22 protein-coding genes and 1 tRNA gene are annotated in these 21,608 nt (G+C 62.3%); 8 read left to right on the forward strand and 15 right to left on the reverse strand.

The features are described from left to right. Nucleotides 1-357: PTS transporter subunit EIIB (locus tag H7A77_RS15455; RefSeq protein WP_182074380.1), on the reverse strand; the 357-nt coding region annotated here is incomplete at its 3' end. A gap of 659 nt (nucleotides 358-1,016) precedes the next feature. On the opposite strand from H7A77_RS15455, the gene H7A77_RS15460 reads away from it, so the two are divergent. Next, nucleotides 1,017-1,766, forward strand: a complete 750-nt coding sequence (locus H7A77_RS15460) for an NAD(P)-dependent oxidoreductase (RefSeq protein ID WP_182074407.1) — start codon at nucleotides 1,017-1,019, stop codon at nucleotides 1,764-1,766. A gap of 32 nt (nucleotides 1,767-1,798) precedes the next feature. Here H7A77_RS15460 and H7A77_RS15465 read toward each other — a convergent pair whose 3' ends face one another. Beyond that, nucleotides 1,799-2,965, reverse strand: a complete 1,167-nt coding sequence (locus H7A77_RS15465; protein WP_033645072.1) for an MFS transporter — start codon at nucleotides 2,963-2,965, stop codon at nucleotides 1,799-1,801. 377 nt (nucleotides 2,966-3,342) lie between these two features. Between H7A77_RS15465 and H7A77_RS15470 the strand changes: the two genes are divergently transcribed. Further along, nucleotides 3,343-4,443 (forward strand): alkene reductase, encoded by a 1,101-nt coding sequence (locus H7A77_RS15470; RefSeq protein WP_182074381.1) that lies wholly within the window; start codon nucleotides 3,343-3,345, stop codon nucleotides 4,441-4,443. Nucleotides 4,444-4,828: 385 nt separating this feature from the next. Beyond that, a complete protein-coding gene (locus H7A77_RS15475; RefSeq protein ID WP_162837995.1) occupies nucleotides 4,829-4,999 on the forward strand; it encodes a hypothetical protein in 171 nt (56 codons plus the stop codon). 65 nt (nucleotides 5,000-5,064) lie between these two features. Here the strand turns inward: H7A77_RS15475 and H7A77_RS15480 are convergent, their stop codons facing one another. The 4 genes from H7A77_RS15480 to H7A77_RS15495 form a co-directional block, all read right to left on the reverse strand. Beyond that, nucleotides 5,065-5,577, reverse strand: coding sequence for a DUF962 domain-containing protein (locus H7A77_RS15480; protein ID WP_182074382.1), 513 nt, complete (start codon nucleotides 5,575-5,577; stop codon nucleotides 5,065-5,067). 87 nt (nucleotides 5,578-5,664) lie between these two features. Beyond that, nucleotides 5,665-5,759: transfer RNA gene (locus H7A77_RS15485), tRNA-Sec, on the reverse strand. 98 nt (nucleotides 5,760-5,857) lie between these two features. Beyond that, a complete protein-coding gene (locus H7A77_RS15490) occupies nucleotides 5,858-7,201 on the reverse strand; it encodes an esterase-like activity of phytase family protein (RefSeq protein ID WP_042783417.1) in 1,344 nt (447 codons plus the stop codon). A gap of 75 nt (nucleotides 7,202-7,276) precedes the next feature. Next, nucleotides 7,277-8,476 (reverse strand): cyanate transporter, encoded by a 1,200-nt coding sequence (locus H7A77_RS15495; RefSeq protein WP_182074383.1) that lies wholly within the window; start codon nucleotides 8,474-8,476, stop codon nucleotides 7,277-7,279. A 126-nt stretch (nucleotides 8,477-8,602) separates the two neighbouring features. Between H7A77_RS15495 and H7A77_RS15500 the strand changes: the two genes are divergently transcribed. After that, complete coding sequence (locus H7A77_RS15500) at nucleotides 8,603-9,457, forward strand: LysR family transcriptional regulator (protein ID WP_042783415.1); 855 nt, start codon at nucleotides 8,603-8,605, stop codon at nucleotides 9,455-9,457. 6 nt (nucleotides 9,458-9,463) lie between these two features. Here H7A77_RS15500 and H7A77_RS15505 read toward each other — a convergent pair whose 3' ends face one another. Together H7A77_RS15505 and H7A77_RS15510 are read right to left on the reverse strand one after the other, a co-directional pair. Next, complete coding sequence (locus H7A77_RS15505; RefSeq protein ID WP_033645101.1) at nucleotides 9,464-9,904, reverse strand: hypothetical protein; 441 nt, start codon at nucleotides 9,902-9,904, stop codon at nucleotides 9,464-9,466. Continuing rightward, the gene (locus tag H7A77_RS15510; protein ID WP_033652291.1) at nucleotides 9,855-10,475 is read right to left on the reverse strand and encodes a nucleotidyltransferase domain-containing protein; all 621 of its coding nucleotides are present in this window, start codon (nucleotides 10,473-10,475) and stop codon (nucleotides 9,855-9,857) included. The genes H7A77_RS15505 and H7A77_RS15510 overlap by 50 nt, the downstream gene beginning before the upstream one ends. 208 nt (nucleotides 10,476-10,683) lie before the next feature. Between H7A77_RS15510 and H7A77_RS15515 the strand changes: the two genes are divergently transcribed. The 3 genes from H7A77_RS15515 (at nucleotide 10,684) to H7A77_RS15525 (ending at nucleotide 13,650) form a co-directional block, all read left to right on the forward strand. Then, nucleotides 10,684-12,072: an amidohydrolase family protein gene (locus tag H7A77_RS15515; RefSeq protein WP_182074384.1), complete on the forward strand. Its 1,389-nt coding sequence runs from the start codon at nucleotides 10,684-10,686 to the stop codon at nucleotides 12,070-12,072. A 100-nt stretch (nucleotides 12,073-12,172) separates the two neighbouring features. Further along, complete coding sequence (locus H7A77_RS15520; RefSeq protein ID WP_182074385.1) at nucleotides 12,173-12,724, forward strand: isochorismatase family protein; 552 nt, start codon at nucleotides 12,173-12,175, stop codon at nucleotides 12,722-12,724. Between the two features lie 2 nt (nucleotides 12,725-12,726). Further along, nucleotides 12,727-13,650 (forward strand): GlxA family transcriptional regulator, encoded by a 924-nt coding sequence (locus H7A77_RS15525; protein ID WP_117188037.1) that lies wholly within the window; start codon nucleotides 12,727-12,729, stop codon nucleotides 13,648-13,650. Here H7A77_RS15525 and H7A77_RS15530 read toward each other — a convergent pair. Then, nucleotides 13,645-14,637: an acyltransferase gene (locus H7A77_RS15530; RefSeq protein WP_182074386.1), complete on the reverse strand. Its 993-nt coding sequence runs from the start codon at nucleotides 14,635-14,637 to the stop codon at nucleotides 13,645-13,647. The genes H7A77_RS15525 and H7A77_RS15530 overlap by 6 nt on opposite strands. Nucleotides 14,638-14,854: 217 nt before the next feature. Here H7A77_RS15530 and H7A77_RS15535 point away from each other — a divergent pair, with 217 nt between their 5' ends. After that, on the forward strand, nucleotides 14,855-16,102 hold the full coding sequence (locus tag H7A77_RS15535) for an MFS transporter (protein ID WP_182074387.1): 1,248 nt from the start codon (nucleotides 14,855-14,857) through the stop codon (nucleotides 16,100-16,102). 180 nt (nucleotides 16,103-16,282) lie between these two features. Here the strand turns inward: H7A77_RS15535 and H7A77_RS15540 are convergent, their stop codons facing one another. The 6 genes from H7A77_RS15540 to H7A77_RS15565 form a co-directional block, all read right to left on the reverse strand. After that, complete coding sequence (locus H7A77_RS15540; protein ID WP_164057663.1) at nucleotides 16,283-16,558, reverse strand: type II toxin-antitoxin system RelE/ParE family toxin; 276 nt, start codon at nucleotides 16,556-16,558, stop codon at nucleotides 16,283-16,285. Then, nucleotides 16,558-16,818: a CopG family ribbon-helix-helix protein gene (locus H7A77_RS15545; protein WP_047025978.1), complete on the reverse strand. Its 261-nt coding sequence runs from the start codon at nucleotides 16,816-16,818 to the stop codon at nucleotides 16,558-16,560. The genes H7A77_RS15540 and H7A77_RS15545 overlap by 1 nt, the downstream gene beginning before the upstream one ends. Nucleotides 16,819-16,900: 82 nt before the next feature. Continuing rightward, nucleotides 16,901-18,745: a selenocysteine-specific translation elongation factor gene (gene selB, locus H7A77_RS15550; protein WP_182074388.1), complete on the reverse strand. Its 1,845-nt coding sequence runs from the start codon at nucleotides 18,743-18,745 to the stop codon at nucleotides 16,901-16,903. After that, on the reverse strand, nucleotides 18,742-20,136 hold the full coding sequence (gene selA / locus H7A77_RS15555; protein ID WP_182074389.1) for an L-seryl-tRNA(Sec) selenium transferase: 1,395 nt from the start codon (nucleotides 20,134-20,136) through the stop codon (nucleotides 18,742-18,744). Before selA ends, selB begins: the two co-directional genes overlap by 4 nt. A 69-nt stretch (nucleotides 20,137-20,205) precedes the next feature. Continuing rightward, complete coding sequence (locus H7A77_RS15560; protein ID WP_033645111.1) at nucleotides 20,206-20,811, reverse strand: glutathione S-transferase; 606 nt, start codon at nucleotides 20,809-20,811, stop codon at nucleotides 20,206-20,208. Nucleotides 20,812-20,851: 40 nt separating this feature from the next. Next, a complete protein-coding gene (locus H7A77_RS15565; RefSeq protein WP_033645112.1) occupies nucleotides 20,852-21,502 on the reverse strand; it encodes a DcrB-related protein in 651 nt (216 codons plus the stop codon). Nucleotides 21,503-21,608 lie beyond the last annotated feature (106 nt).

Genomic DNA, 21,608 nt, shown 5'->3' on the forward strand with positions numbered 1-21,608 from the left:
AGCCATCACCCCGAGCAATGGGGTGAAGATGCCGGAAACCACGTCGATAAAGCGGCTGAGCAGATTGTCTTTTTTACCGTCCGCATCGCTGCCGCTCGACGCGCTTTCGGCCAACCCGCCGACCCGGTTGACCGCGTCGAACACCTCGGCCACGTGGTTGCCCACCACCACCTGAAACTGGCCGCCGCTCTCCACCACCATGATGACGCCCGGGTTTTTCTTCAGCGCTGCCGCGTTGGCGCGGCGGTCGTCACGCAGCTTGAAACGCAGGCGGGTGGCGCAATGCACCAGGCTTTTCACATTGTCGCGGCCACCGACGCCGGCCAAAATCTCACTGGCTAATGTGTCATATTTCATACGGTTATCCTTAGACTTCGCGTTCTGCCGATCCCGCCTTTGCGCTGGCCTGGCGCAGGAGCGAAATTCGGCGCAAAAAAAAACCTAAACCTCGCGGCCTCTGCCCCATCGGGGAACAGAAACGCGAGGTTTAGGTTTTGCCTGCCGCAGCAGTAACAACCCTAAATCGGTTGAGTTATGACGTTAACACCGCAGATTTTAGCGGAGCAAGGCTTTGCGACGGCAAATTGCCGAACTGTGATCGCAAAGGCAAAACGGCCTCAATGCGCGAAATAATGCATGCCGCCCTCTACCGGAATCACTGCGCCGATGATATATCGCGCGAGCGATAGAGAGGGATGAGAGAGTATCGCCTGGCTTCACGCCAAAAAACATAAGATTAACTAACCTAATAATTCACTATCAAGCTAAAGCGAAACACGCATTTTCCAGCGGCCAATCGGCTTTTCTGGCAATATTCGCAGCCATTAAGGCAAATACATCGCCAAACCTCATCGAATATTGTTAGCATTCCACGATATTCACCCGCGCAAAAATCACCGTGCGCAATTGAATACGGCGAATAAACATCAGAATAACTAATTAAAACAACTAGACAAAAATCACACGGGGGATTATTACTGGTCAACGCTTAATCGAGAGTAGGGATGACAGTCACCATGGTGTTGCGTACTGATGTAGGACGGATTTTGATTACCGGCGCCGGCGGCCGAGTCGCCACCGCGTTTCGCCAGGCAGTGGGCGATCGCTATGCATTGCGGCTGGCGGAACGAGATCTCGCTCTGTTGCGCGATCGCCGGCCCGACGATGAGGTCATCAGCTTCAACATCGCCGATCTCGACGCCTGCCGTGAGGCCTGCGCCAATATCGACACCGTGTTGCACCTGGCCGCCGATCCGGCTCCCGACGCCGATTTTTGCGGTTCGCTGATGGACAACAACATTCTCGGCACCTTCAATATCTTCCGCGCGGCGAAAGACGCCGGCTGCCGCCGGGTGGTATTCGCCAGCAGCGCGCAGGCGGTGGAAGGCTACCCGCTCGATTATCAAATCCGCCCGGATGACGCGCCGAAGCCGAAAAATCTGTACGGCGCCAGCAAGGCGTTCGGCGAAGGCATCGCCGCCTATTTCGCCCATCAGGAGGGGCTTTCCGCCCTGTCGGTGCGCATCGCCAACTTCACCACTCTGTGCCGGGGCGAACAGCTTAGCGCCCGCGACATGAGCGCTTTTCTCAGCCATCGCGACGCCACCGATCTGCTGGATCGCTGCATTCGTGTCGAAGGGGTGCAATATGCGGTGGTGCACGGGGTTTCCAATAACCGCTATACGCGTTTGTCGCTGGAAGAGACCCGTCGCCTGCTCGGCTACACCCCGCAGGACGATGCGTTCAGCCTGCTCGGCTTTGAGTGAGCGCGGCGGGGAACCCCGCCGCACGTTATCGTTTAACCGTTGGCGTAGGCCACTTTTTCGGCCTGACGGTGGGTGAACAGCACCAGCAACAGCGCCAATCCGGCAATAATAGCCCCCATCACCGGCACGAAGCTGTATCCCAGCCCGGCGGAGACTACCGCGCCACCGGCGGCGGCGCCCAGCGCATTGCCCAGGTTAAAGGCGCCGATGTTGACCGAGGACGACAGGCCCGGCGCTTCGCTGGCGACACGCATCACGCGCATCTGCAGCGGCGGCACCACGGCAAAGGTCGCCGCCCCCCAAATCACCATGCTGACCGCGGCGCCGATTTCACTGCGCGCCAGGAACGGGATCACCAGCATAATGACCACCAGCAGCAACAAGAAACCCTTCAGCGTTGCGCTCTCGGAGCGGTCGGCGAATTTACCGCCCAGGTAGTTGCCGATGGAGAAACCGACGCCGATCAACACCAGCATGACCGTCACGAACAGCGGCGTCGCATCGGTGATGTGCTGCAACACCGGCGAGATATAGGTATAGAGCGTGAACATCGCGCCGGCGCCCAGCACGGTCGTCAGCAAGGCGGACAGCACCTGCGGGCGCACCAACACCGACAGCTCGCGTTTCACATCAGGGCGTGCGCCGGCGCTGCCTTTCGGCAACGAGAACCACAGCCCCAGCATGGCGATCACGCCCAGCCCGGCCGTCGCCAGGAACGACATGCGCCAGCCAATGGTTTCACCCAGCCAGGTCGCAGCCGGCACCCCGCCGATATTGGCGATGGTCAGGCCCATAAACATGGTCGCCACGGCGCTGGCCTGTTTCTCTTTCGGCACCACGCTGGCGGCCACCACTGAACCGAGGCCAAAGAACGCGCCGTGGTTCAGGCTGGTGATGATGCGCGACAGCATCAGGGTGGTGTAGTCAGGCGCAACCGCCGACAGCACGTTACCCAGGGTAAAGATCGCCATCAGGAAGATCAGCGCGCTTCTGCGCGCCCGGTGAGAAAGCAGCAACGTCATCAGCGGAGCGCCGACCATCACGCCAACGGCGTAGGCGCTGATCAACATGCCAGCCATCGGGATGGAGACGTCCACCCCTTTGGCGATCGTCGGCAGCAACCCCATCGGGGAAAACTCGGTCGTGCCGATGCCGAACGCCCCCACCGCCAGGGCTAATAAGGGAAAGTTAATTTTCATTCAACAACTCCGGTTAACCGCTGCCGAAGCGCGGGAAAGTTAAGATGCCAAAAGTATGACATTGATCACACCAAAGATAAGCAGGCGGAAGGCTAAAAGACTTTTGCGATTTTGTTAAAAATCGTGGGGAAAACAGCAGCCGACGCTATCTCAGCCACGCGCCGACAGGCAATAGCCGCCATCGCCCGTGCGCACATCGGGTTCATTCTCGCCATCTGGCCCACCCGCCATACCGGCTCACCGGCGGCTGCCGCGACTATTGAACACAGAGCAAAAGTGTTTTGTTATTGTGCGCGTTTTTAGAATTAAACGACGAAATATAATGGCCTCAGCAAAACATCATCGTCCCACGGCCTAATTCACATGAGGGAAGCGCCATGCTTTTTGACTCGTATTCTTTAAACGGTTTATTGCTGAACAATCGCATCGTCATGCCACCCATGACCCGTTCACGGGCCGGCGCCGGCGACGTCGCCACCGACATGATGGCTGAATATTATGCCCAGCGCGCCAGCGCCGGGCTGATCGTCAGCGAAGGCACGCAGATCAGCCAGCAGGGCCAGGGTTATGCCTGGACGCCCGGCATTTACACCCCGGAACACATCGCCGGTTGGAAAAAAGTCACCGACGCCGTACATCAGGCCGGCGGCAAGATCTTCGCGCAGCTTTGGCACGTCGGCCGCGTGTCGCATACCATTTTACAGCCTGGCCACGCCGCGCCGGTCTCCTCCTCCGCCATCCAGGCCGACGGGGTCAAGGTGTTCGTGGATGTCGAAGGCCGCGGGCCAGAGCATGGCGTGGGTGAAATGGTGCAGCACTCCGCACCGCGCGCCTTAACGCGGGAAGAAATTCCGGCGATCGTCAACGACTACGCCCGGGCGGCCCGCAACGCCATTGCCGCCGGTTTCGACGGCGTAGAGCTGCACGGCGCGAATGGCTATCTGATCAATCAGTTTATCGACTCGCGGGAAAATCAGCGCGACGACGAATACGGCGGTTCACTGCAAAATCGCCTGCGTTTCCTACGGGAAGTGGCGCAGGCGGTGGCGGACGCCATCGGTAAAGAGAAACTGGGCGTGCGTCTGGCGCCGCTGACCACCCTGATGGGCTCGCAGGACGATACCCCGGAAGCCACCTATCTGGCGGCGGCCAGCGTGCTGAACGATATCGGCGCCGCTTACATTCACATCGCCGAAGCGGACTGGGATGACGCTCCGGTGATGCCGGCGGCGTTCAAAGAGTCGCTGCGCCTGATTTTCCGCGGCACGCTGATTTACTCGGGCAAATACACGCGTGAACGCGCTGAAGAAGCGCTGGCCAAAGGCTGGGCGGATCTGATCGGCTTCGGCCGCCCGTTCATCGCCAACCCGGATCTGCCTCACCGCCTGCAACATGGGCTGGCGCTGAATGCGCCAATCAAAGAGAAATTCTTCGGCGGCAGCCGGGAAGGCTACACTGATTACCCGACGATCGGGTAAATATGTTCAGCCCCCCGAGCCTGCAAGTGCGGGGGGCTTCGCTGGCTTGGTAAACAACGCTCTTCTGAATAAGCGACATAACCCAGATTTTCAGTGTCCGCACGATAAATAAAAAATAAATCGAAAACCTTAGATATAAAATAATAAATTAAACATTTTCATTGCAATTTTTTATTAGAATACAAAAAAACAAAACATATAAAAACAATATAAATTGAAATAAAAACAATGAAACCAAGAAAAATGAAAACTTAAAACACAATATTAAATCAAAATTTAAACACATAACCCGTATTTCCCGAACAGGGTTGAATATATATGCGAACGTGTAAATATCTTTCCGAACAGCGCTATTGTGGCGCTGCGTTGATTAAGGAAAGATCTTATGTCTAAATCACCTATTGGCACTACAGCCACGACAGGGCAAAAATGCCCGGAAAGCGGCGTCTGGGAAGTGGTCGGCAAACCCTCAACCACAGCGCCAATCGCTAAAGGCAATATCATGCCGCCCTATGGCGGCAAAGGGGTCACCTGGAAATTGATCCAATACGCATAATCCGTCGTCTTCAGGCCTCTTTTTTCAAAAGGGGCCTCGCAGAGAAAACGTATTCATTCCTTATTTCATCTCTTCCCGCTGCGCACCTTGCCCGCGCGCATTTCGATGTTCTGCTGCAGTTCGCGCAGCCCGCCGACCAGGAAGCAGGCTTCCGCCAGCACGAACAGTGGGCCGATGATCAGGCCCGTCACGTCGTCCATAAACGCCGGTTTTCGCCCCTCCCAGAAATGCCCGACAAACTGAAACAGCCAGCCGATGACGAAGCCGCCGATGCCGACGCTCAGCCACGCCGCCGTCGACAGCGACGCTATCCAGGCGCCGAACACGAGGCACAGCAGCAGCAACGCCAGCATCATGACGCCAAGGCGCAGACTCAGCCGCAGGTAATAGAGAGCCGAGACGATCACCACCGCGCAGGCCGGCGAAAACGGCAGCCACCCCGCGCCCCATGCCGGCCGGGAGAGCAGCGCCAGCAGGCTGACGACGATCAGGGGGATGCCGATAAAATGCGTGGCGATATTGCGCGCATCGCGGTGATAGGCGGCATAAGCGGCCAGTTGATCTTCCAGACTTCGCATGTTGACCTCCGAATGACGCGCACGGCCGAGCTTGCTCATTGCATTAAAGATAGCCGTATCGTTCAGCATAGGAAAATGGTCAGGGATTGGCGGAAGATCACAGGAGTCGAACCTGCCCAGGACCGCTGGCGGCCCCAACCGGATTTGAAGTCCGGCCGCCCCACCGGGGACGAGGATCTTCCTTGGAGAAGATAAGAAGCAAGGCGCTGATTATAGCGCAGTTTGTTCGCTGCGCTAAGCGGGAAATGGCGGCCGCCGGCGATTCGGCGGCCGGGGAGCGCTACTTCAGGAAATCCTTCACGTCCAGCAGGATGAACTCGTTGTCATCCGCCATATTGGGCTGGCGGCTGGAGGAGAACGGGAAGTTGTTGTCGTTGCCGACGATGATGTGGTTGGCGTCCACCACGTCCACGTTCTCAATGGTGAAGAACGGGAAGGTCAGCACGCCGTCGTTCAGTGGCTTGCGCGCCAGCTTGTTCGGATCCTGAATGTTCATCAGGTCGATATAGCCCAGTTTTTCGACCGGTTTGCCGACGTTGGCGTCCGAGAAAGCGATTTTATACACTCGCTTGAACTTGGCCACCTGGCTGAAGCAGTTGTCGGTTGGCGCGCCGGCGGCGCAGGCTTTATCCGGCGTGCCTTCGCCGTTGTCGCGCTCGATCACCAGCCCGTGGGTGGCGTCGATCATGTTGAAGTCGCCGATGGCATTCTGGTTGTCTTCCAGTACGTACTGCCAGCTGCGGCCGGTCCATGCCTGCTGTTTGACGTCGAACTCCAGCACCCGCAGGTAGCGTTTGCCGCCGACGTTCTCGAACTGTTCGCCATCCCACAGCGCCCCTTCCAGCAGCGGGTACAGCTTGCTGCCGTCCGGTGAGGCGGCCATGCCTTCAAAGCCTTTGGAACGCGCCACCTGGAAGTTCTGTTTGCCGTCCGGCGCGCCCGGCAGGGTTAGCGTCGGGTTGTCCGGCGATTTCACCACCTTGCCGTCCACTTTGGTGTCGAACACCGCCAGCACCTTGCCGTTCAGGTCAGCCTTGATCAGGTAAGGCCCAAACTCTTCGCCGATCCATAAGGCATCGTCGGCAAACTGGAAACTTTCCGGATCGAAATCGCTGCCGGTCAGATAGCGCTGCTCGGTGCTCTCGTTGATGATGTGGAACGGCACCTTTTTATCCGGATCGTGCAGGAACACCGTCTTCAGCGGCGCGACCGTGCCGTCTTTGAAATCGATCTTGTAGTGGTTGAGGTACAGCATGGCGTCCGGGGAGTTGGCCTTGCTGCCGAAACCATTGTCGGTCAGCACCCAGTAGGTGCCGTCGGGCATGTGTTTGATGCCGGAGTGGCCCTGCAGCGGCTGGCCGTTGATCGGCAGGCCGATGCCGGTCAGTCGATCGGCGGATTTACCCGCCACGCTGCCCAACTCGGTGACGCGTTTCCCGCTGGTGTATTTGCCGCTCTGCTGCAGATCGCTCGGCGCGTCCTTCGGTGTGGAAACGGCGGATTTCACCGGCAGCAGCGCATGCCCCGCCAACGTCGCCGGCACCGGCTGCGCGTCGGCCCACAGGTTGGCGCTCAGCGCCATGCAGCCGACCAGCAGCGCCAGCCGGGTTTTGGTGTTGTGCATGTCATTGTCCCTTTTCGTTGTTATCGCCCAGAAGTAAAAGCAACGTCACTATAGGGAACGGCAATGACAGAAATATTATTCGGCGAACGCCCGCCGGTAGCTGTGCGGATGGAAGCGCCAGGTGATGGCGATCAACACCACCACCAGCAGCGCGTGGATCTGCCAGTCCAGCACGAAGCCGCCGCTGTAGTCGCGCAGCAGGCCGGAAAGGTAAGGCGTGACGCCCGCCAGCAGGAAACCGACGCCCTGCATGAAGGCCACCAGTCGCCCGGCCGCCGCCGGCTGGTGCAAGTGATCGAGCGCCAGCACCAGACACAGCGGGAACGCGCCGCCCAGCCCCAGCCCGGAAAGCAACACCCACAGCCACGGCAGCGTCTGCGGCATATAAATCAGGCCGATAAAACCAATCAGTTGCATCATCAGCGCCAGCAACAGCAGCGGCCGCCGGTCATGATTGCGCGCCAGCGCCGGCAACAGCAGCGCGCCCACCACCTGGCCGAAGGTCATCAGCGCCAGCAGCGAACCGCTGGCCTGCGGCTGCCAGCCGAGCTGCATGTAATACGGCGGCAGCCACGCAATCAGGCTGGTATAGCCGCCATTGATCAGGCCGAAATAGGCGCCGAGCAGCCAGGCGCGCCGGTTGCGCAGCAGGCCTGGCCCGCGGTTTTCGCCCGCCGCGCCCAGGCGAGACAGCCCACGGCTGACCGGCCACCAGGCCAGCAGCGCCACCAGGGCCGGCAACGCCCACCAGGCCAGTGCGCTGTGCCAGTCGTGCCCTACGCTCATCAGCCACGGCGTGATCGCCGCCCCCAACCCGCCACCGCCCATCAGCGCCGCCGACCACAGCCCGGCCACCAGCGCCATGCTTTTGAGGAAGTGATGCTTGATGATGCCGGGCATCACCGCCTGGATCACTCCGATGCCGAGCCCGCCCAGCACCGCGCTCATCAGCAGTTGCACGCTGCCGGGGGCCAGTTCGCGCCAAAGCGCGCCCAGCCCGATCGCCAACAGGCTCAACGCCACGGCGCTGCGTTCGCTGAACAGTCGGTTGATGGCGCCGCCCGCCAGCGCCATCAGGCCCATCATCAGCACCGGCAGCGTGGTCAACAGCGCCGCGCCGCCAAAACTCAGCCCGGTGGCCTGGCGCAACGTCGGCAGCAACGGGCCGATCGAGGTTAACAGCGGCCGCATGTTCAGGCCGATCAACACCAGCGCCAGCAACAGGGGGTTGAGCCAACGGCGTGGAGAAGGTGAATTAACAGAATGGTTTAACACGGCATATTCCTGGTACTGCGAAATGAAGAGTGCGGCGTCACAGCGCGATCGCCGCAGCGTTGCGTTACTGTAGGCAACGCCGCTAGTATTGGGAAATTAAATAATAAAATAGCCAACAGTGGGAAAATGAATCGCTACCCGATGTTCAATCCGCAGCTGCTGCTCAGCTTCGTCGCCGTGTGCGACAGCAACAGCTTCACCCGCGCCGCAGAGCGGGTGTTTTTGTCGCAGTCCACCGTCAGCCAGCAGGTGCGCCGGCTGGAAGAGATGCTGGGCAAGCCGCTGTTTGAGCGTTCCTCGCATCAGGTGCTGCTGACCGAAGAAGGCGTCAAGCTGTTGAGCTACGCGCGCCGCATTATCGCGCTGAATGAAGAAGCCCACGATGCGCTGACCGGCATCTGGCGCGACGGCGTGCTGCGGATCGGCATGCCGGAAGATTTCGCCGTGCCCACCACCGGGCTGCTGGCCGAATTCAGCCGCGAGCACCCGCACCTGCGGCTGGACGTCGCCAGCGGCCTGAGCGCCGATCTGCACAACGCCTACGCGCGTGAAGAGCTGGATCTGATCCTGGTGAAGCAGCGCCGCCGGCAACCGCCGCGCGCCGCGCGGCCGGAACCGCTGCTGTGGCTGGACAGCCTGGCCTTCCCGGCCATCGAGCAATCGCCGGTGCCGCTGGCGGTATTTCCACTGAACGGCCTGTACCGCGACGAGCTGTGCCAGGCGCTGGACACCCTCGGCAAACGCTGGCGCATCGGCTACAGCAGCGCCAGCCTGGCGGCGCTGACCGCCGCCTCCGCCGCCGGGCTGGGCGTCACCCTGCTGCCGGCCGGCTGCCGTTTGCCGACGCACCGGGTGCTGGGCGCGGCCGAAGGATTGCCGCCGATAGACAGCTTCGAACTGGCGCTCTACTACCGCGACGGCGCCCCCGCCGCCACGCTGGCGCTGGCCCAGCGGCTGGCGGCGTTTTGCGGGCTGAAGTAAGGCAGCTTACGCCACTATCTGCGGATGTTCGCGCTGCAGCCAGTCGATAATCCGTACCCACAGCGCTTCTGTCTGCTCAAGGCAAGCCTGTACCGCCGCGTCCGTCACCAAGTCGCCGGAATAATCCGCCACGTTGCGCTGTTTTCGCAATGCATCCAGGCAGATCATTTCCTCTCGCGGCAGCCCTACGGTGAGCGGCAACGATTGGATCATGATCTGGTGATGGCCGGGTTTGCTGGTCAGCGTGCGGTATCCTTTGGCTTGTAAAGCGGCATTCGCCATTTGCATGACCGCCTTATATGCCGTGTCGAAACGGCTCTCATTGCTAAGCTGAGTGATACCCGCATCGCGTCGGTTGCGAGCGGCGGCGGCCAGCAATTTTTTAATCGCCCCCGCGTCAGGCGTTATCACCTCCAGTCCCAGCCCGACCAGATTGTCCAGCGTCATCCTTGTCTCCCACAATCCAGAGTTGGGGTTTATCCATAATGTCCTGAATAAACGCGGAGTTCTCGGCCAAAGCCGCTCGCCACTCTTCAGGCGAATACAGTTTGGGGTTAATTTCCCGACCCAGCGTTGCCTGCAGCGGGTAAACCGCCTGAATCACCTCCGCAAAAGACAGTTTGCCGACGATCAGAACATCGATATCACTGGCCGCCGTCGCTTTGCCACTGGCGACAGAACCAAAAATAAAAGCGCGTTCAATAGCTTCGCCAAACGCTGCCAATGTCTGCCTTAAGAACTCCGCCGGCCCGCAAACCTTGCGGAAAATCGCCGCCAGCTCAGGGAAAATCAGGCAATCGGCGTTGGCCTGATAGCAAATTTGGTTGCCCTGCCGCTGCCTGAGCAAGATGCCGCTCTCCGCCAACCTGCTCAACTCTTTATGTAAAGTGCCGGCCTGAGTTGCGGTGCGCCGCGCAATTTCTCGCACATGAAACGCACGCCCGGCTTCAATAAACAGCAGGCTTAGCACTTTTCTACGGTATTCGCTGAACAGCAACTCGAGCATCGGATCGTGCATAACGCTGACCTCAATGTAGCTTTAATGGCTACAAATGTAGCCATTAAAGCTACGAAAGAGCAAGCCAGGAAAATCCTTGCCCCGGCGCACGCCGGTCATTACCAAATCGAATAGTCACTAGTGGCAAATGTCGCTGCCAACCGGCCGGTTCCTCTCCTAAATTGGGGGATGTTTTCACCCACCTCACCTCTGGATTAAGGAACCGAACGTGGAAAACCCTCAGCAACCGGGCCGCAGAGCCTTCCTCAGCCAAACCGGCAAACTCACCACCGCCTGCGCGGTGATCGGCCTGACCGGCGGCATGGCGCAGGCCGCTTCGCCTGGCGGCGAGCCGTGTGCGCCAACGCCGATGGCCCTGACCGATCGTCACTACTGCCTGAGCGAGGTGCGGCTGGAAGACGGCTTTGAATACGACGGCGAAACGGTGATCGGCACCCGCACCGCGCTGTACACACTGGAGATCAAAGACGGCAAGATCGCCGCCATTCACGCCGCCAACGACGCGTTACCCGCCGGCGTGCCCCGCTATAAGGCGCAGGGCCAGCTGCTGCTGCCGGCATTCCGCGATATGCACATCCACCTGGACAAAACCTTCTACAGCGGCCCGTGGCAGGCGCCGCGCCCGCGCCAGGGCAAAACCATCATGGACATGATCGCGCTGGAGCAGACGCTGATCCCGAAACTGCTGCCCACCTCGCAGCAACGGGCGGAAAACCTGATCGCCTTGCTGCAGTCCAAAGGCAGCACCGTGGCGCGCAGCCATTGCAATATCGATCCGGTCAGCGGCCTGAAAAGCCTGGAGCACCTGCAGCGCGCGCTGGAAAATCACCGGGCGGATTTCAGCTGTGAAATCGTCGCTTTCCCGCAGCACGGGCTGCTGCACTCCAGGGTCGACGCGCTGATGCGCGAAGCGATGCAGATGGGCGTGCAGTACGTCGGCGGGCTGGATCCGACCAACGTCGACGGCGCGATGGAGAAATCGCTCGACGCCATGTTCCAGATCGCCCTCGATACCGGCAAAGGCGTGGATATCCACCTGCATGAAACCAGCCCGGCCGGGGTCGCCGCCATCAACTACATGATCGCCACCGTGGAGAAAAACCCGGCGCTGCGCGGCAAGGTCACCATCAGCCACGCTTTCGCCCTGACCACGCTGACGCCGGGCGAACTGGCGGAAACCGCCACCCGGCTGGCGGCGCAGCAGATCACCATCGCCTCCACGGTGCCAATCGGCGGCCTGATGATGCCGCTGCCGCAGCTCAGTGAAAAAGGAGTGTTCGTGATGACCGGCACCGACAGCGTGATCGACCACTGGTCGCCGTTCGGCACCGGCGACATCCTGGAGAAGGCCAATCTGTACGCCCAGCTGTACCGCGGTTCCGACGAGTATCACCTGTCGCGCGCCATGGCCATCTCCACCGGCGGCGTGCTGCCGCTGGACGATAAGGGGCAGCGCGCCTGGCCGAAAGCCGGCGATGCCGCCGAGTTCGTGCTGGTCAACGCCAGCTGTTCCGCCGAGGCGGTCGCCCGTCTGCCGGCGCGCAGCGCCACCTTCCATCAGGGGCGCCTGGTCGCCGGCCAGGTGAGCAAAGCCTAAGGTCGGTCCGTTGTTGTCATCATGATGGCCGTTTTTGGCCTTCTGCCAGAGTAAGGCGCGGCGCAAGATGGTCGCTACACACACTGGCGGAGGGCCGAAAATGTCACAGAGCGCGTTATTGATCATCGATGTCCAGCAATCATTCCAGCACCGTCCATTCTGGCAGGAGGACGATTTGCCTGCGTTTCAACAGGCGCTGACCCGCCTGATTGCGGGCTGCCGACAGCGCGGCGCGGCCCTGGTCGACGTGCTGCACGTTTCGCCGCAGGGCCCGTTCTCATTGGCTTCGGGCCATGTGCAGCGCCTGCCGTTCCTCACCCACCAGGCGGATATCACCGTACACAAACATGTGCACAATGCGCTGACCGAATCCGGCCTCAACGCCTGGCTGCGCGAGCGGGACATCAACCACCTGATCGTCTCCGGCATCCGCACCGAGCAGTGCTGCGAAACCACCACTCGGGTGGCGTTCGATCTCGGTTATCGGGTGACTTTCGTCACCGAGGCGACGTTAACCTTCCCGATGCGCCATCCCGACGGCGAAGTCTTTACCCCCGCGCAGTTGAAGCGGCATACTGAAACCGTACTGGTCGATCGTTTCGCCCGCATCGCCAGCGTGGATGAGGCGCTGGCGCAACTCGCACAGGAGTAACCATGTCGCAGGCCGTCTATTTTCTGCTGTTGCCCAACGTGCTGTCGCTGGACGTCAGCGGCCCGGCGGAAACCCTGCGCCTCGCCGGGCAGTTCAGCCTGCGTTACCTCGGCCCGGCGCCGCAGATCGTCTGCTCCATCGGCATGACGCTGAGCGGCCTGCAGCCGTTGCCCGAACGCCTGGAAGACGGCGCCATCCTGGTGCTGCCGGGCGTCGGCGATTCGCAGCGCTATTTCGCCGGAGAGGAGGCCGAGCAGGCGCGCCGCTGGCTGGCGACGCTGCGGCCCGATCTGCAACGGCAGCGCATCACCCTGGTGTGCATCTGTTCCGGCGCGCTGCTGGCGGCGCAGGCCGGGCTGCTCGACGGCTATCAGTGCACCACCCACCACGACGTCATCGAACGTATCCGCCTCCAGGCGCCGGCGGCGCAGGTGAAAGAGAACCGCATCTTCGTCGAAGACCGTGGCGTCTACACCAGCGCGGGCATCACCACCGGCATCGATTTGGCGCTGCACCTGGTCCACCGCCACTGCGGCTCCGGCCGGGCGCGCGACGTCGCACGCGACATGGTGGTTTATTTCCGCCGCGCCGGCGACGATCCGCAGCTGTCGCCCTGGCTGCGCTACCGCAACCACCTGCACCCGGCGGTGCACCGCGCGCAGGACGTGATGGCCGCCGAGCCGGAGGCCGACTGGTCGGTGCCGCAGGTGGCGGAGAAGGCGCACGTCAGCAGCCGCCATCTGGCGCGGCTGTTTCGCAGCCACGTCGGCATCAGCGTGCGGGAATATCATGAGCAGCTGCGGTTGGCGGTGGCGCAACAGCGCCTGCAGCAAGGGTATGGCTTGGAGAAGGCCGCGCTGGCAGCTGGGTTTTCTTCCGGGCGGCAGCTGCGCCGCGCCCAGCAGCGCCAGCGCTCGCCGCTATGACACCAGCCGGCGGGTATCCAGCCGCTGCAGGCCGACAGACAGCAGCAGGCTGCCCCCCAGCGCCACGCCGAACACCCAGAAGATATCCAGCAGCGGGTGGCCGGTGAAATCCAGGTGCCGATTGCGCATCACGTTGACGATAAGGGCGTGAAAACCGTAAATCGCCAGCGAATGACGGGAAAATACGCTCAGCCAGCCGATCGGCTGCGGCAGACAGTGTTTCACCCACACCAGCAGCGCCACCGCCGCCATAAACACCAGCGGGCCGCTGTAGATGTAATAGGTATCAGCGAAGTTGCCGTTGATGAACAGCTGATGTTTGGTGCCGCGCGCGATCAGCGCCACGCACAGCGCAAATCCCAACGCCGCCAGCCAGCCCACGGCGCGCCCGCGCGCCTCCATCATGCCAATCGCCCGTCCGGCCAACGCATACAGCAGGTAGTAGAAGGTATCGCCGTAGATATACAGGTTAACCGGCAGCAGATGCGAGTTGCCGAAGGTCAGCTTATCGGTATTCGGGTTGGCGATCGCCGCCAACACCACCAGCGCGGCGGCCAGGTAGCGGCGCGATACCGGTTTGACGCTAATCAGCGGCGACAGCAGGTAAATCACCGCGATGGCGTAGAAAAACCACAGATGATAGAACACCGGCTTTTGCAGGATGCCGCGCAGCGACGGCCAGAAACCGATCTTGGTGAAAGCCGCGATATAGATCAGCGCAATGGCGCTGTAGAACAGAATGCAGCAGAGGATGCGGGTGAAATGCCGCCGGCCGGCGCTCTTTTCGCCGAAGAACAGGTAGCCGGAAATCATGAAGAACAGCGGCACCGACACGCGCGACAGTGAGTTCAGCACGTTGGCGATGTCCCAGTTGTGCAACCCTATCGCCGCGCCGTTGGTGACGTAATAGGTGGTGGCGTGGATCATCACCACCATCATGCACGCCATCGCCCGCAGGTTGTCTATCCAGCCGATTTTCTCGCTCAAACGCTCGCCCGATCTTGTGTCATATTGATATGTTAAGAAGAGGTTATCGGGCACGGCGTTCGGCGACAACCCAAAAGCGAAATATCAGAATGCACTTAAACAACACCTTATGATTGCGAAGGTGAACAATTGGCGGCAAAATAGCCGCCATAACTCGCTCAGTTTGCGCTTCCCGCCCTGGCAGTTCCTTTTTCTCTTTTACTATCAGTACAATAATATGAAAACAACATTACCACCTGCGGCACGTTTGGGCCGGCAGGCGCTTTTATTCCCTCTTTGTCTGGTGCTGTTCGAGTTCGCCACCTATATCGGCAACGATATGATTCAGCCCGGCATGCTGGCCGTCGTGGCGGATTTCAACGCCGGCGAAGAGTGGGTGCCCACCTCGATGACCGCCTATCTGGCCGGCGGCATCTTCCTGCAGTGGCTGCTCGGGCCGCTGTCGGATCGCCGCGGCCGTCGCCCGGTGATGCTGGCCGGGGTGGCGTTCTTTATCGTCTCCTGCCTGGCGATCCTGCTGGTCACCACCATCGAGCAGTTCATCGCCATGCGTTTCCTGCAGGGCATCGGCCTGTGCTTTATCGGCGCGGTCGGCTACGCCACGATCCAGGAGTCGTTCGAAGAGGCGGTGTGCATCAAAATCACCGCCCTGATGGCTAACGTGGCGCTGATCGCCCCGCTGCTGGGGCCGCTGGCCGGTGCGGCGCTAATCCACGTCGCACCGTGGCAAAGCATGTTCGTGCTGTTTGCCGCGCTGGCGGCCATCGCCTTCTACGGCCTGTGGAAAGCCATGCCGGAGACCGCCACGCTGCAGGGCGAGGCGTTCTCCGCCGCCAACCTGTGGCGCGACTACCGCCAGGTGCTGGGCAACCGCCGCTTCCTGTGCGGCGCCCTGGCGATCGGTTTCGCCAGCCTGCCGCTGCTGGCCTGGATCGCCCAGTCGCCGGTGATCCTGATCAGCGGGGAGTCGTTGTCGACGCTGGATTACGGCCTGCTGCAAATCCCGGTGTTCGGCGCGCTGATCCTCGGCAACCTGACGCTGGCGCGCCTGACCGGCAAAAACAGCGTGGAGCGCCTGATCAAGCTGGGCGCAGGCCCGATGCTGCTGGGGCTGCTGATCGCCACGCTGGCGACTCAGTTCTCCAGCCACGCCTACCTGTGGATGACCGCCGGCCTGAGCCTGTACGCCTTCGGCATCGGCCTCGCCAACGCCGGGCTGTACCGCCTGACGCTGTTCTCCAGCAACGTCAGCAAAGGCACCGTGTCCGCCACCATGGGCATGCTGAGCATGATGGTGTTCACCGTCGGCATCGAGCTGGCCAAGGTCGCCTACGTCTGGGGCGGCAGCGGGTTGTTCAACCTGTTCAACCTCATCAGCGGCCTGTGCTGGCTGACGTTGGTGGCGCTGTTCCTCGCCAAACGCCGCAACGGCGACCCCACGCCGCAGCCGAACGGCGCGGCATAAGCGCGACGATAAAACGCCGGTCTGGTTTCCCGACCGGCGTTTTTTATGCGGCTTCAGCCGAGCAGCCCCCCCAGCGCATACCCCGCCCCCACCACCGCTACCGCCAACAACAGCAACGCCGACAGGACGGAGATCGCCCGCCGGGCACGGCGTCAGGTTTATCGGGTAGGGGAATTCGGCCTATCGCTCTTCGCGGGTATGCCAAATACGCAGAACATAAATCGTTGCCGGCTGCACCTGGTAACGTATCTCATAACGGCCGACCAGAATACGCCTCACTTCCTGCGGTAAAAACTCGTCCAGTCTTTCACCCAGGCGAGGATTATCGAGCAACGCTTTAGGCGCGGCGACCAAGGCCTTCACCGAATTCGCTGCCGCAGTGCGGTTAGCCAAGGCAAGAAACTCAAACAAACGCGCCAAATCCGGTAGCACCTTACTCGTCCATTTTAACTCCATCAGCGCGGTACCGGCAGCGGCTCGTCACTGTCCAGGCTGGCCGCCCAGGCTTCTACCGACTCATGATCGATAACGTTTTGCTGTTCGACATCGGCCAGCGCCGCCAGCGTTAACCGACGGCGCTCTTCCTCTTGCTCAAGCCAGGCGGCGAGGGCTTGCTTCACTATCCATCCCCGTGAACGGTCAAGTTTGGCGGCCATTTCATCCACCTTTTCAGCCAACGGCAGCGGGACATGAGCGGTGATGACTTTCGTATTCATCGTCTTGCTCCTCAGTACAATCAATATCAATCAAAGTGATTAAAGCTGATTACACCGCCATCAGAGAACAAAAAACACGCAATCAGTTGCCGAACAGCCCGCCGTCGCGCAGCAGATGCTCGTTGCCCTTGCGGCGGGTAAAGCCGCTGCGATCGAAGAACTCCAGCACCTGGATCGCCAGCTTGCGCCCGACGCCGAGCCGATCGCGGAAATCGGCGGCGTTGGCGCCCCCGCGCTCCGCATCCAGCTCGCGGATCAGCGCCGCGAACTGATCGATGCGTCGGCTGAGGTAGTAGCGATCCACCACCACCGCCGTCACATGGCCCAGCTGAGCCGCCTTGCGCAGCAGCGCGCGCACCCGGCTTTCCTCTTCGCCCAGCTCGCTCGCCAGATCGCGCACCCACCACGGCTCGTCGCCGAACAGCGGCTCGATGCGCGCCCACAGCGGCGCCTCGTCGGCGCTGAACGCCAGGCCGTGTTCCGGCAGGTGCAGCCAGCCGCGCGTATTGCGCAGCGCGCCGGCCTTCAGCAGCCGATCGATCATCATAAACACCAACGCCTCCGGCTGCTGAGGCAGAGCCATGCGCCGCAGGCGGGCGCGCCCTAAGCCCAGCTGATCGGCGTGCTGTTGGTGATACTCCGCCAGCACCTGCAACAGGCGGCTTTCCGCCTGTTGCACCTGATCCTGCGCCAGCGCCCGGTCACCGACAATCAGCAGATCGCGGTTCGCCAGCAGTGCCGCCAGGCCGTCGTCGGTCAACTGACGCGCCCAGGCAAACGCCGCCAGCGACAGCGCGCCGTGCGGCAACTCAAGCGCCAGCGCCTGCGCATCGTCTTGCGCCTGCGCCAGGGCCTGCAGCCAAGCCAGATAGTCCGGCTGGCGCTTGCCGCGCTTGGGCGCATTCAGCCTGAGTACCCGGGCCGCGCCCAGCGTTTGCCGCGCGCCGATATCGCGCAGCACCAGCCGATCGTTCTCCGCCAGCCACAGCGGACGATCGAGGATCAGTTCCGCCAGCCCGTCGTTCAGCAGCGAAATGCGCCCGGTGATGTGGCTGGCGGCATGGTGCAGATGCAGCGGCTGCCAATGGCGGATCGGCCGATCCGTCTCCAGCGCCACCAGAATGCGTTCCGCCGCCTCCGGCGGACGCTGCGCCAGCAGCCAATCGCCGCGCGCGATCCGGTCTTTATCGACATCGCCGCTGATGTTAAGCGCGATGCGTTGCCCGGCCTGCGCCTGTTCCACGGTCTGATTCTGGGCATGCAGGCCGCGCACCCGCACCGGCGCGTCGGCGCCGGTCAGCCACAGCGTATCCCCCACCTTCACCCGGCCGCCGAGCGCGGTGCCGGTCACCACCAGCCCCGCCCCTTTGACGCTGAACGCACGGTCTACCGCCAGACGAAAACGGCGCGTCAGCGCATGCTCGCCGGGCGACAGCGCCAGCAAATGCGCGCGCAGCGCCTCAATGCCCTCGCCCGCCGCCGCCGCCGCGGTGACAAACAGCGGCGCATCGGGCCAGCCCTGGCGCGCCAGCTCGTCGCGCACCTGAACGCGCACCTCGTCAACACGCGCCGCCTCCACCCGGTCGGCCTTGGTCAGCGCCACCGTCAGCGCCGGGCGCCCGCTCAGGCGCAGGATCGCCAGATGCTCGCGGGTCTGCGCCATCACACCGTCGTCGCAGGCCACCACCAGCAGCGCATGGTCAATGCCGCCGACGCCCGCCAGCATATTGGCGAGGAATTTTTCGTGGCCGGGCACGTCGATAAAGCCCAGCACCCGGCCGTCCGGCTGCGGCCAGTAGGCGTAGCCCAGATCGATGGTCATGCCGCGGCGCTTTTCTTCCGGCAGGCGATCCGCGTTGATCCCGGAGATCGCCTGCAGCAGAGTGGTTTTGCCATGATCGACATGGCCGGCGGTGGCGATGATCATGATGCGCTCAACGCGTCGATCAGCGCCCCTTCCTGTTCCAGACAGCGCAGATCCAGCCACAGCCGGCCGTCGCCGAGGCGGCCGATCACCGGCTGCGGCAGGCGGCGCCAGCGTTCAGCCAGCGCTTCCAGCGTGGCGCCGCGGCCGTCACGCGGCGTGAAGGTCAGCGCATAGCTGGGCAGGCGATCCACCGGCAGCGAACCGCTGCCAATCTGCGACCAGCATGGTTCGGCGCGCAGCTCGAAATCGGCGGTGAACCGTGGCGTCAGCGCCGTCAGCAGCCGCTCGGCCGCCTGTTGCATCTCCTGCTGCGGGCGGGTCAGCAGCCGCAGCGTCGGCAGCTGCTCAGCCAGTTTTTCCGGCTGCAAATAAAGCCGCAGCGTGGCCTCCAGGGCCGCCAGCGTCAGCTTGCCGACGCGCAGCGCGCGCTTGAGCGGGTGCTGCTGCAGGCGCGCGATCAGCGCCTTTTTGCCGACGATGATGCCGGCTTGCGGGCCGCCCAGCAGCTTATCGCCGGAGAACGTCACCAGATCGACGCCGGCGGCCAGCAACCGCTGCGGCATCGGTTCGGCGGGCAGGCCGTACTGCGCCATATCGATCAGCGAGCCGCTGCCCAGATCGGTGGCGGTCGGCACGCCCTGTTCGGCCCCGAGCTGCGCCAGTTCGGCCTCATCGACCGCAGCGGTAAAGCCCTGAATGCTGTAGTTGCTGGTGTGCACTTTCATCAACAGGCCGGTCTGCTCGTTGATGGCCTGGCGGTAATCCTTCAGATGGGTGCGGTTGGTGGTGCCGACCTCAACCAATTGACAGCCGGCCTGGCGCATCACGTCGGGAATGCGGAACGCGCCGCCGATCTCCACCAGCTCGCCGCGCGACACCACCACCTCTTTGCCGGGGGCGATCGCCGCCAGCATCAGCAGCACCGCCGCCGCGTTGTTATTGACGATGCAAGCGTCTTCCGCGCCGGTCAGCCGGCACAGCAGACTCGCCACCGCCCGATCGCGATGGCCGCGCCCGGCGCCGTCCAGATCGTACTCCAGCGTCACCGCCTCCCCCATCACCGCGCTTACCGCATCCTGCACCGGCTGCGCCAGCAGGGCGCGCCCGAGGTTGGTGTGCAGCACGGTGCCGCTGAGGTTGAACACCGGCAATAACGCCGGGCGTTGCTGCCGGGCCAGCTCGGCCCGCAGCGCCTGCGGCCAGTCGCCGCACCAGGCCGGTAAACGTTGCTGCTGTTTTATCGCGTCGCGCGCCTCGGCCTGCAGCCGGCGCAGCAGTTCGCCGATCAGCGTCTGGCCATGCTGCGCCACCAGCGATTCAATCGCGGGTTCACGCAGCAGGCGGTCGATGGCGGGCAGTTGGCTGTAAAGAAGGTGGGATTCAGTGCTCATGGTCGCTCGGTTTTCAGTTTAGACGTATCGGCATAGCAAAACCCCGCCGCGGCGGGGAGAAAAGAACGTTCAGGGCGGCGCCGTGCGGGCGAAACTTTCGCGGGCGAACAGGCGTTCGGCCAACTTGACCAGCGCCGGACGTTGGACGCACCAGTTGGGCAGGATGCGGCGGAAATTCAGGTAGCCCAGCGCGCAGCCGGTGGCAATATCCGCCAGCGTCAGCCGCTCGGCATTGAGCCACGTTTTTTCCTGCGCCAGCGCCTCCAGCGCATCCAGACCGTGCGTCAGCTTGTCACGCTGGCGCAGCATCCAGTTTTCGTCCTGCTTTTCCGGCGCGCGCCGGCTTTCGCGGTACAGCGTCGCCGCCGCTTCGGTCACGCCGTCCGCCAGCGCCGCCACCTGGCGGACGCGCAGCGCCACGGCGCGATCGGCCGGCAAAAACGCCGGCTCCACCGTCAGCAGTTCGAGGTATTCGGCCACGATCGGCGAGTCGTAAAACACCTCGCCGTCATCGGCGATCAGCACCGGTACTTTGCCGAGCGGGTTCTGCTCCTTCACCCGGCTGCCGGGCTCATACGGCGGATCGTTGACGAATTCAAACGCGATCCCCTTCTCCAGCAGCATCACGGAAATCTTGCGCACAAAGGGGCTGGTGTAACTGCCGATAAGCTTCATCCGGTCTCCTCCGCTTCGTCCTGGCCGCGGCGCAATGCCCTTACTTCACCGCCAGAGTATCGATAATCCGCTGCACCAGCGCCTGATGCACTTCCGGCGTTTTGGCCGGCGACAGCATTTGCAGCGTTACCACCCGTTTGTTGAACACCGTCAACACCAGGGTGGACACCACCTTTTGGCCGTTGACGGTCTGCTCGGTATCCACCCGGCGAAACTTCTGTTTGCCGACGGTGAAGTTCTCTTCTTTGGTGGTCTGGATATTCTGATAGCGCTCGGCCAGCACCGTGATGGCGCTCTGCGTCAGCTCTTTCAGCATTTTGTCGCTGGTATTGATCTTCATGCCGTCCGGCGGGATCACTTCGGACGAAACCGCGCTCTGGCGCGACTTGCCGTCGAGGAAGCGCTGGATGGTGGAGGTGCTGTCATTGACGATGCCGCTGTTCAGCGTTTGATCGCTAAAGCCCGGCGGCAACTCGAAGGTGATCTTGCCCTTCTGCAGCGACACGTTCAGCCCCGGCGGCGCGGGTGGGGCCTCTACCGGCGCAGGCGGCGGCGGTGGCGCGGGCTGCGTCACGGTCGGCTTGGTGTCCGGTGGCGGCACCGCCGGTTTGGTGTCGTCCTTGTTGTCGCAGGCCGCCAGTCCGATCGCCAGCACGGCGACCGCGGTCAGTTTTGCCAGGGTGTTTAACATCGTGGTTCCTTTCGCTTGGCGCGTCATGGCCTAAACGTAGCAACTCGCCCGGGCGAATGCCAGAAGCCCGTTCTGAAATTGCTTGTCCGGCCCCGCGCGAACGGGG

It is taken from the genome of Serratia sp. ME47 (genome assembly GCF_903970925.1).
Lineage (GTDB): Bacteria > Pseudomonadota > Gammaproteobacteria > Enterobacterales > Enterobacteriaceae > Serratia > Serratia ureilytica.

Bases quoted from the DNA above. Each gene is read 5' to 3' on its own strand.
- H7A77_RS15460 (WP_182074407.1), top strand. From the start codon at position 1,017: ATGGTGTTGCGTACTGATGTAGGACGGATTTTGATTACCGGCGCCGGC.
- H7A77_RS15465 (WP_033645072.1), bottom strand. From the start codon at position 2,965: ATGAAAATTAACTTTCCCTTATTAGCCCTGGCGGTGGGGGCGTTCGGC.
- H7A77_RS15470 (WP_182074381.1), top strand. From the start codon at position 3,343: ATGCTTTTTGACTCGTATTCTTTAAACGGTTTATTGCTGAACAATCGC.
- H7A77_RS15475 (WP_162837995.1), top strand. From the start codon at position 4,829: ATGTCTAAATCACCTATTGGCACTACAGCCACGACAGGGCAAAAATGC.
- H7A77_RS15480 (WP_182074382.1), bottom strand. From the start codon at position 5,577: ATGCGAAGTCTGGAAGATCAACTGGCCGCTTATGCCGCCTATCACCGC.
- H7A77_RS15490 (WP_042783417.1), bottom strand. From the start codon at position 7,201: ATGCACAACACCAAAACCCGGCTGGCGCTGCTGGTCGGCTGCATGGCG.
- H7A77_RS15500 (WP_042783415.1), top strand. From the start codon at position 8,603: ATGAATCGCTACCCGATGTTCAATCCGCAGCTGCTGCTCAGCTTCGTC.
- H7A77_RS15505 (WP_033645101.1), bottom strand. From the start codon at position 9,904: ATGACGCTGGACAATCTGGTCGGGCTGGGACTGGAGGTGATAACGCCT.
- H7A77_RS15510 (WP_033652291.1), bottom strand. From the start codon at position 10,475: ATGCACGATCCGATGCTCGAGTTGCTGTTCAGCGAATACCGTAGAAAA.
- H7A77_RS15520 (WP_182074385.1), top strand. From the start codon at position 12,173: ATGTCACAGAGCGCGTTATTGATCATCGATGTCCAGCAATCATTCCAG.
- H7A77_RS15525 (WP_117188037.1), top strand. From the start codon at position 12,727: ATGTCGCAGGCCGTCTATTTTCTGCTGTTGCCCAACGTGCTGTCGCTG.
- H7A77_RS15535 (WP_182074387.1), top strand. From the start codon at position 14,855: ATGAAAACAACATTACCACCTGCGGCACGTTTGGGCCGGCAGGCGCTT.
- H7A77_RS15540 (WP_164057663.1), bottom strand. From the start codon at position 16,558: ATGGAGTTAAAATGGACGAGTAAGGTGCTACCGGATTTGGCGCGTTTG.
- H7A77_RS15545 (WP_047025978.1), bottom strand. From the start codon at position 16,818: ATGAATACGAAAGTCATCACCGCTCATGTCCCGCTGCCGTTGGCTGAA.
- selB (WP_182074388.1), bottom strand. From the start codon at position 18,745: ATGATCATCGCCACCGCCGGCCATGTCGATCATGGCAAAACCACTCTG.
- selA (WP_182074389.1), bottom strand. From the start codon at position 20,136: ATGAGCACTGAATCCCACCTTCTTTACAGCCAACTGCCCGCCATCGAC.
- H7A77_RS15560 (WP_033645111.1), bottom strand. From the start codon at position 20,811: ATGAAGCTTATCGGCAGTTACACCAGCCCCTTTGTGCGCAAGATTTCC.
- H7A77_RS15565 (WP_033645112.1), bottom strand. From the start codon at position 21,502: ATGTTAAACACCCTGGCAAAACTGACCGCGGTCGCCGTGCTGGCGATC.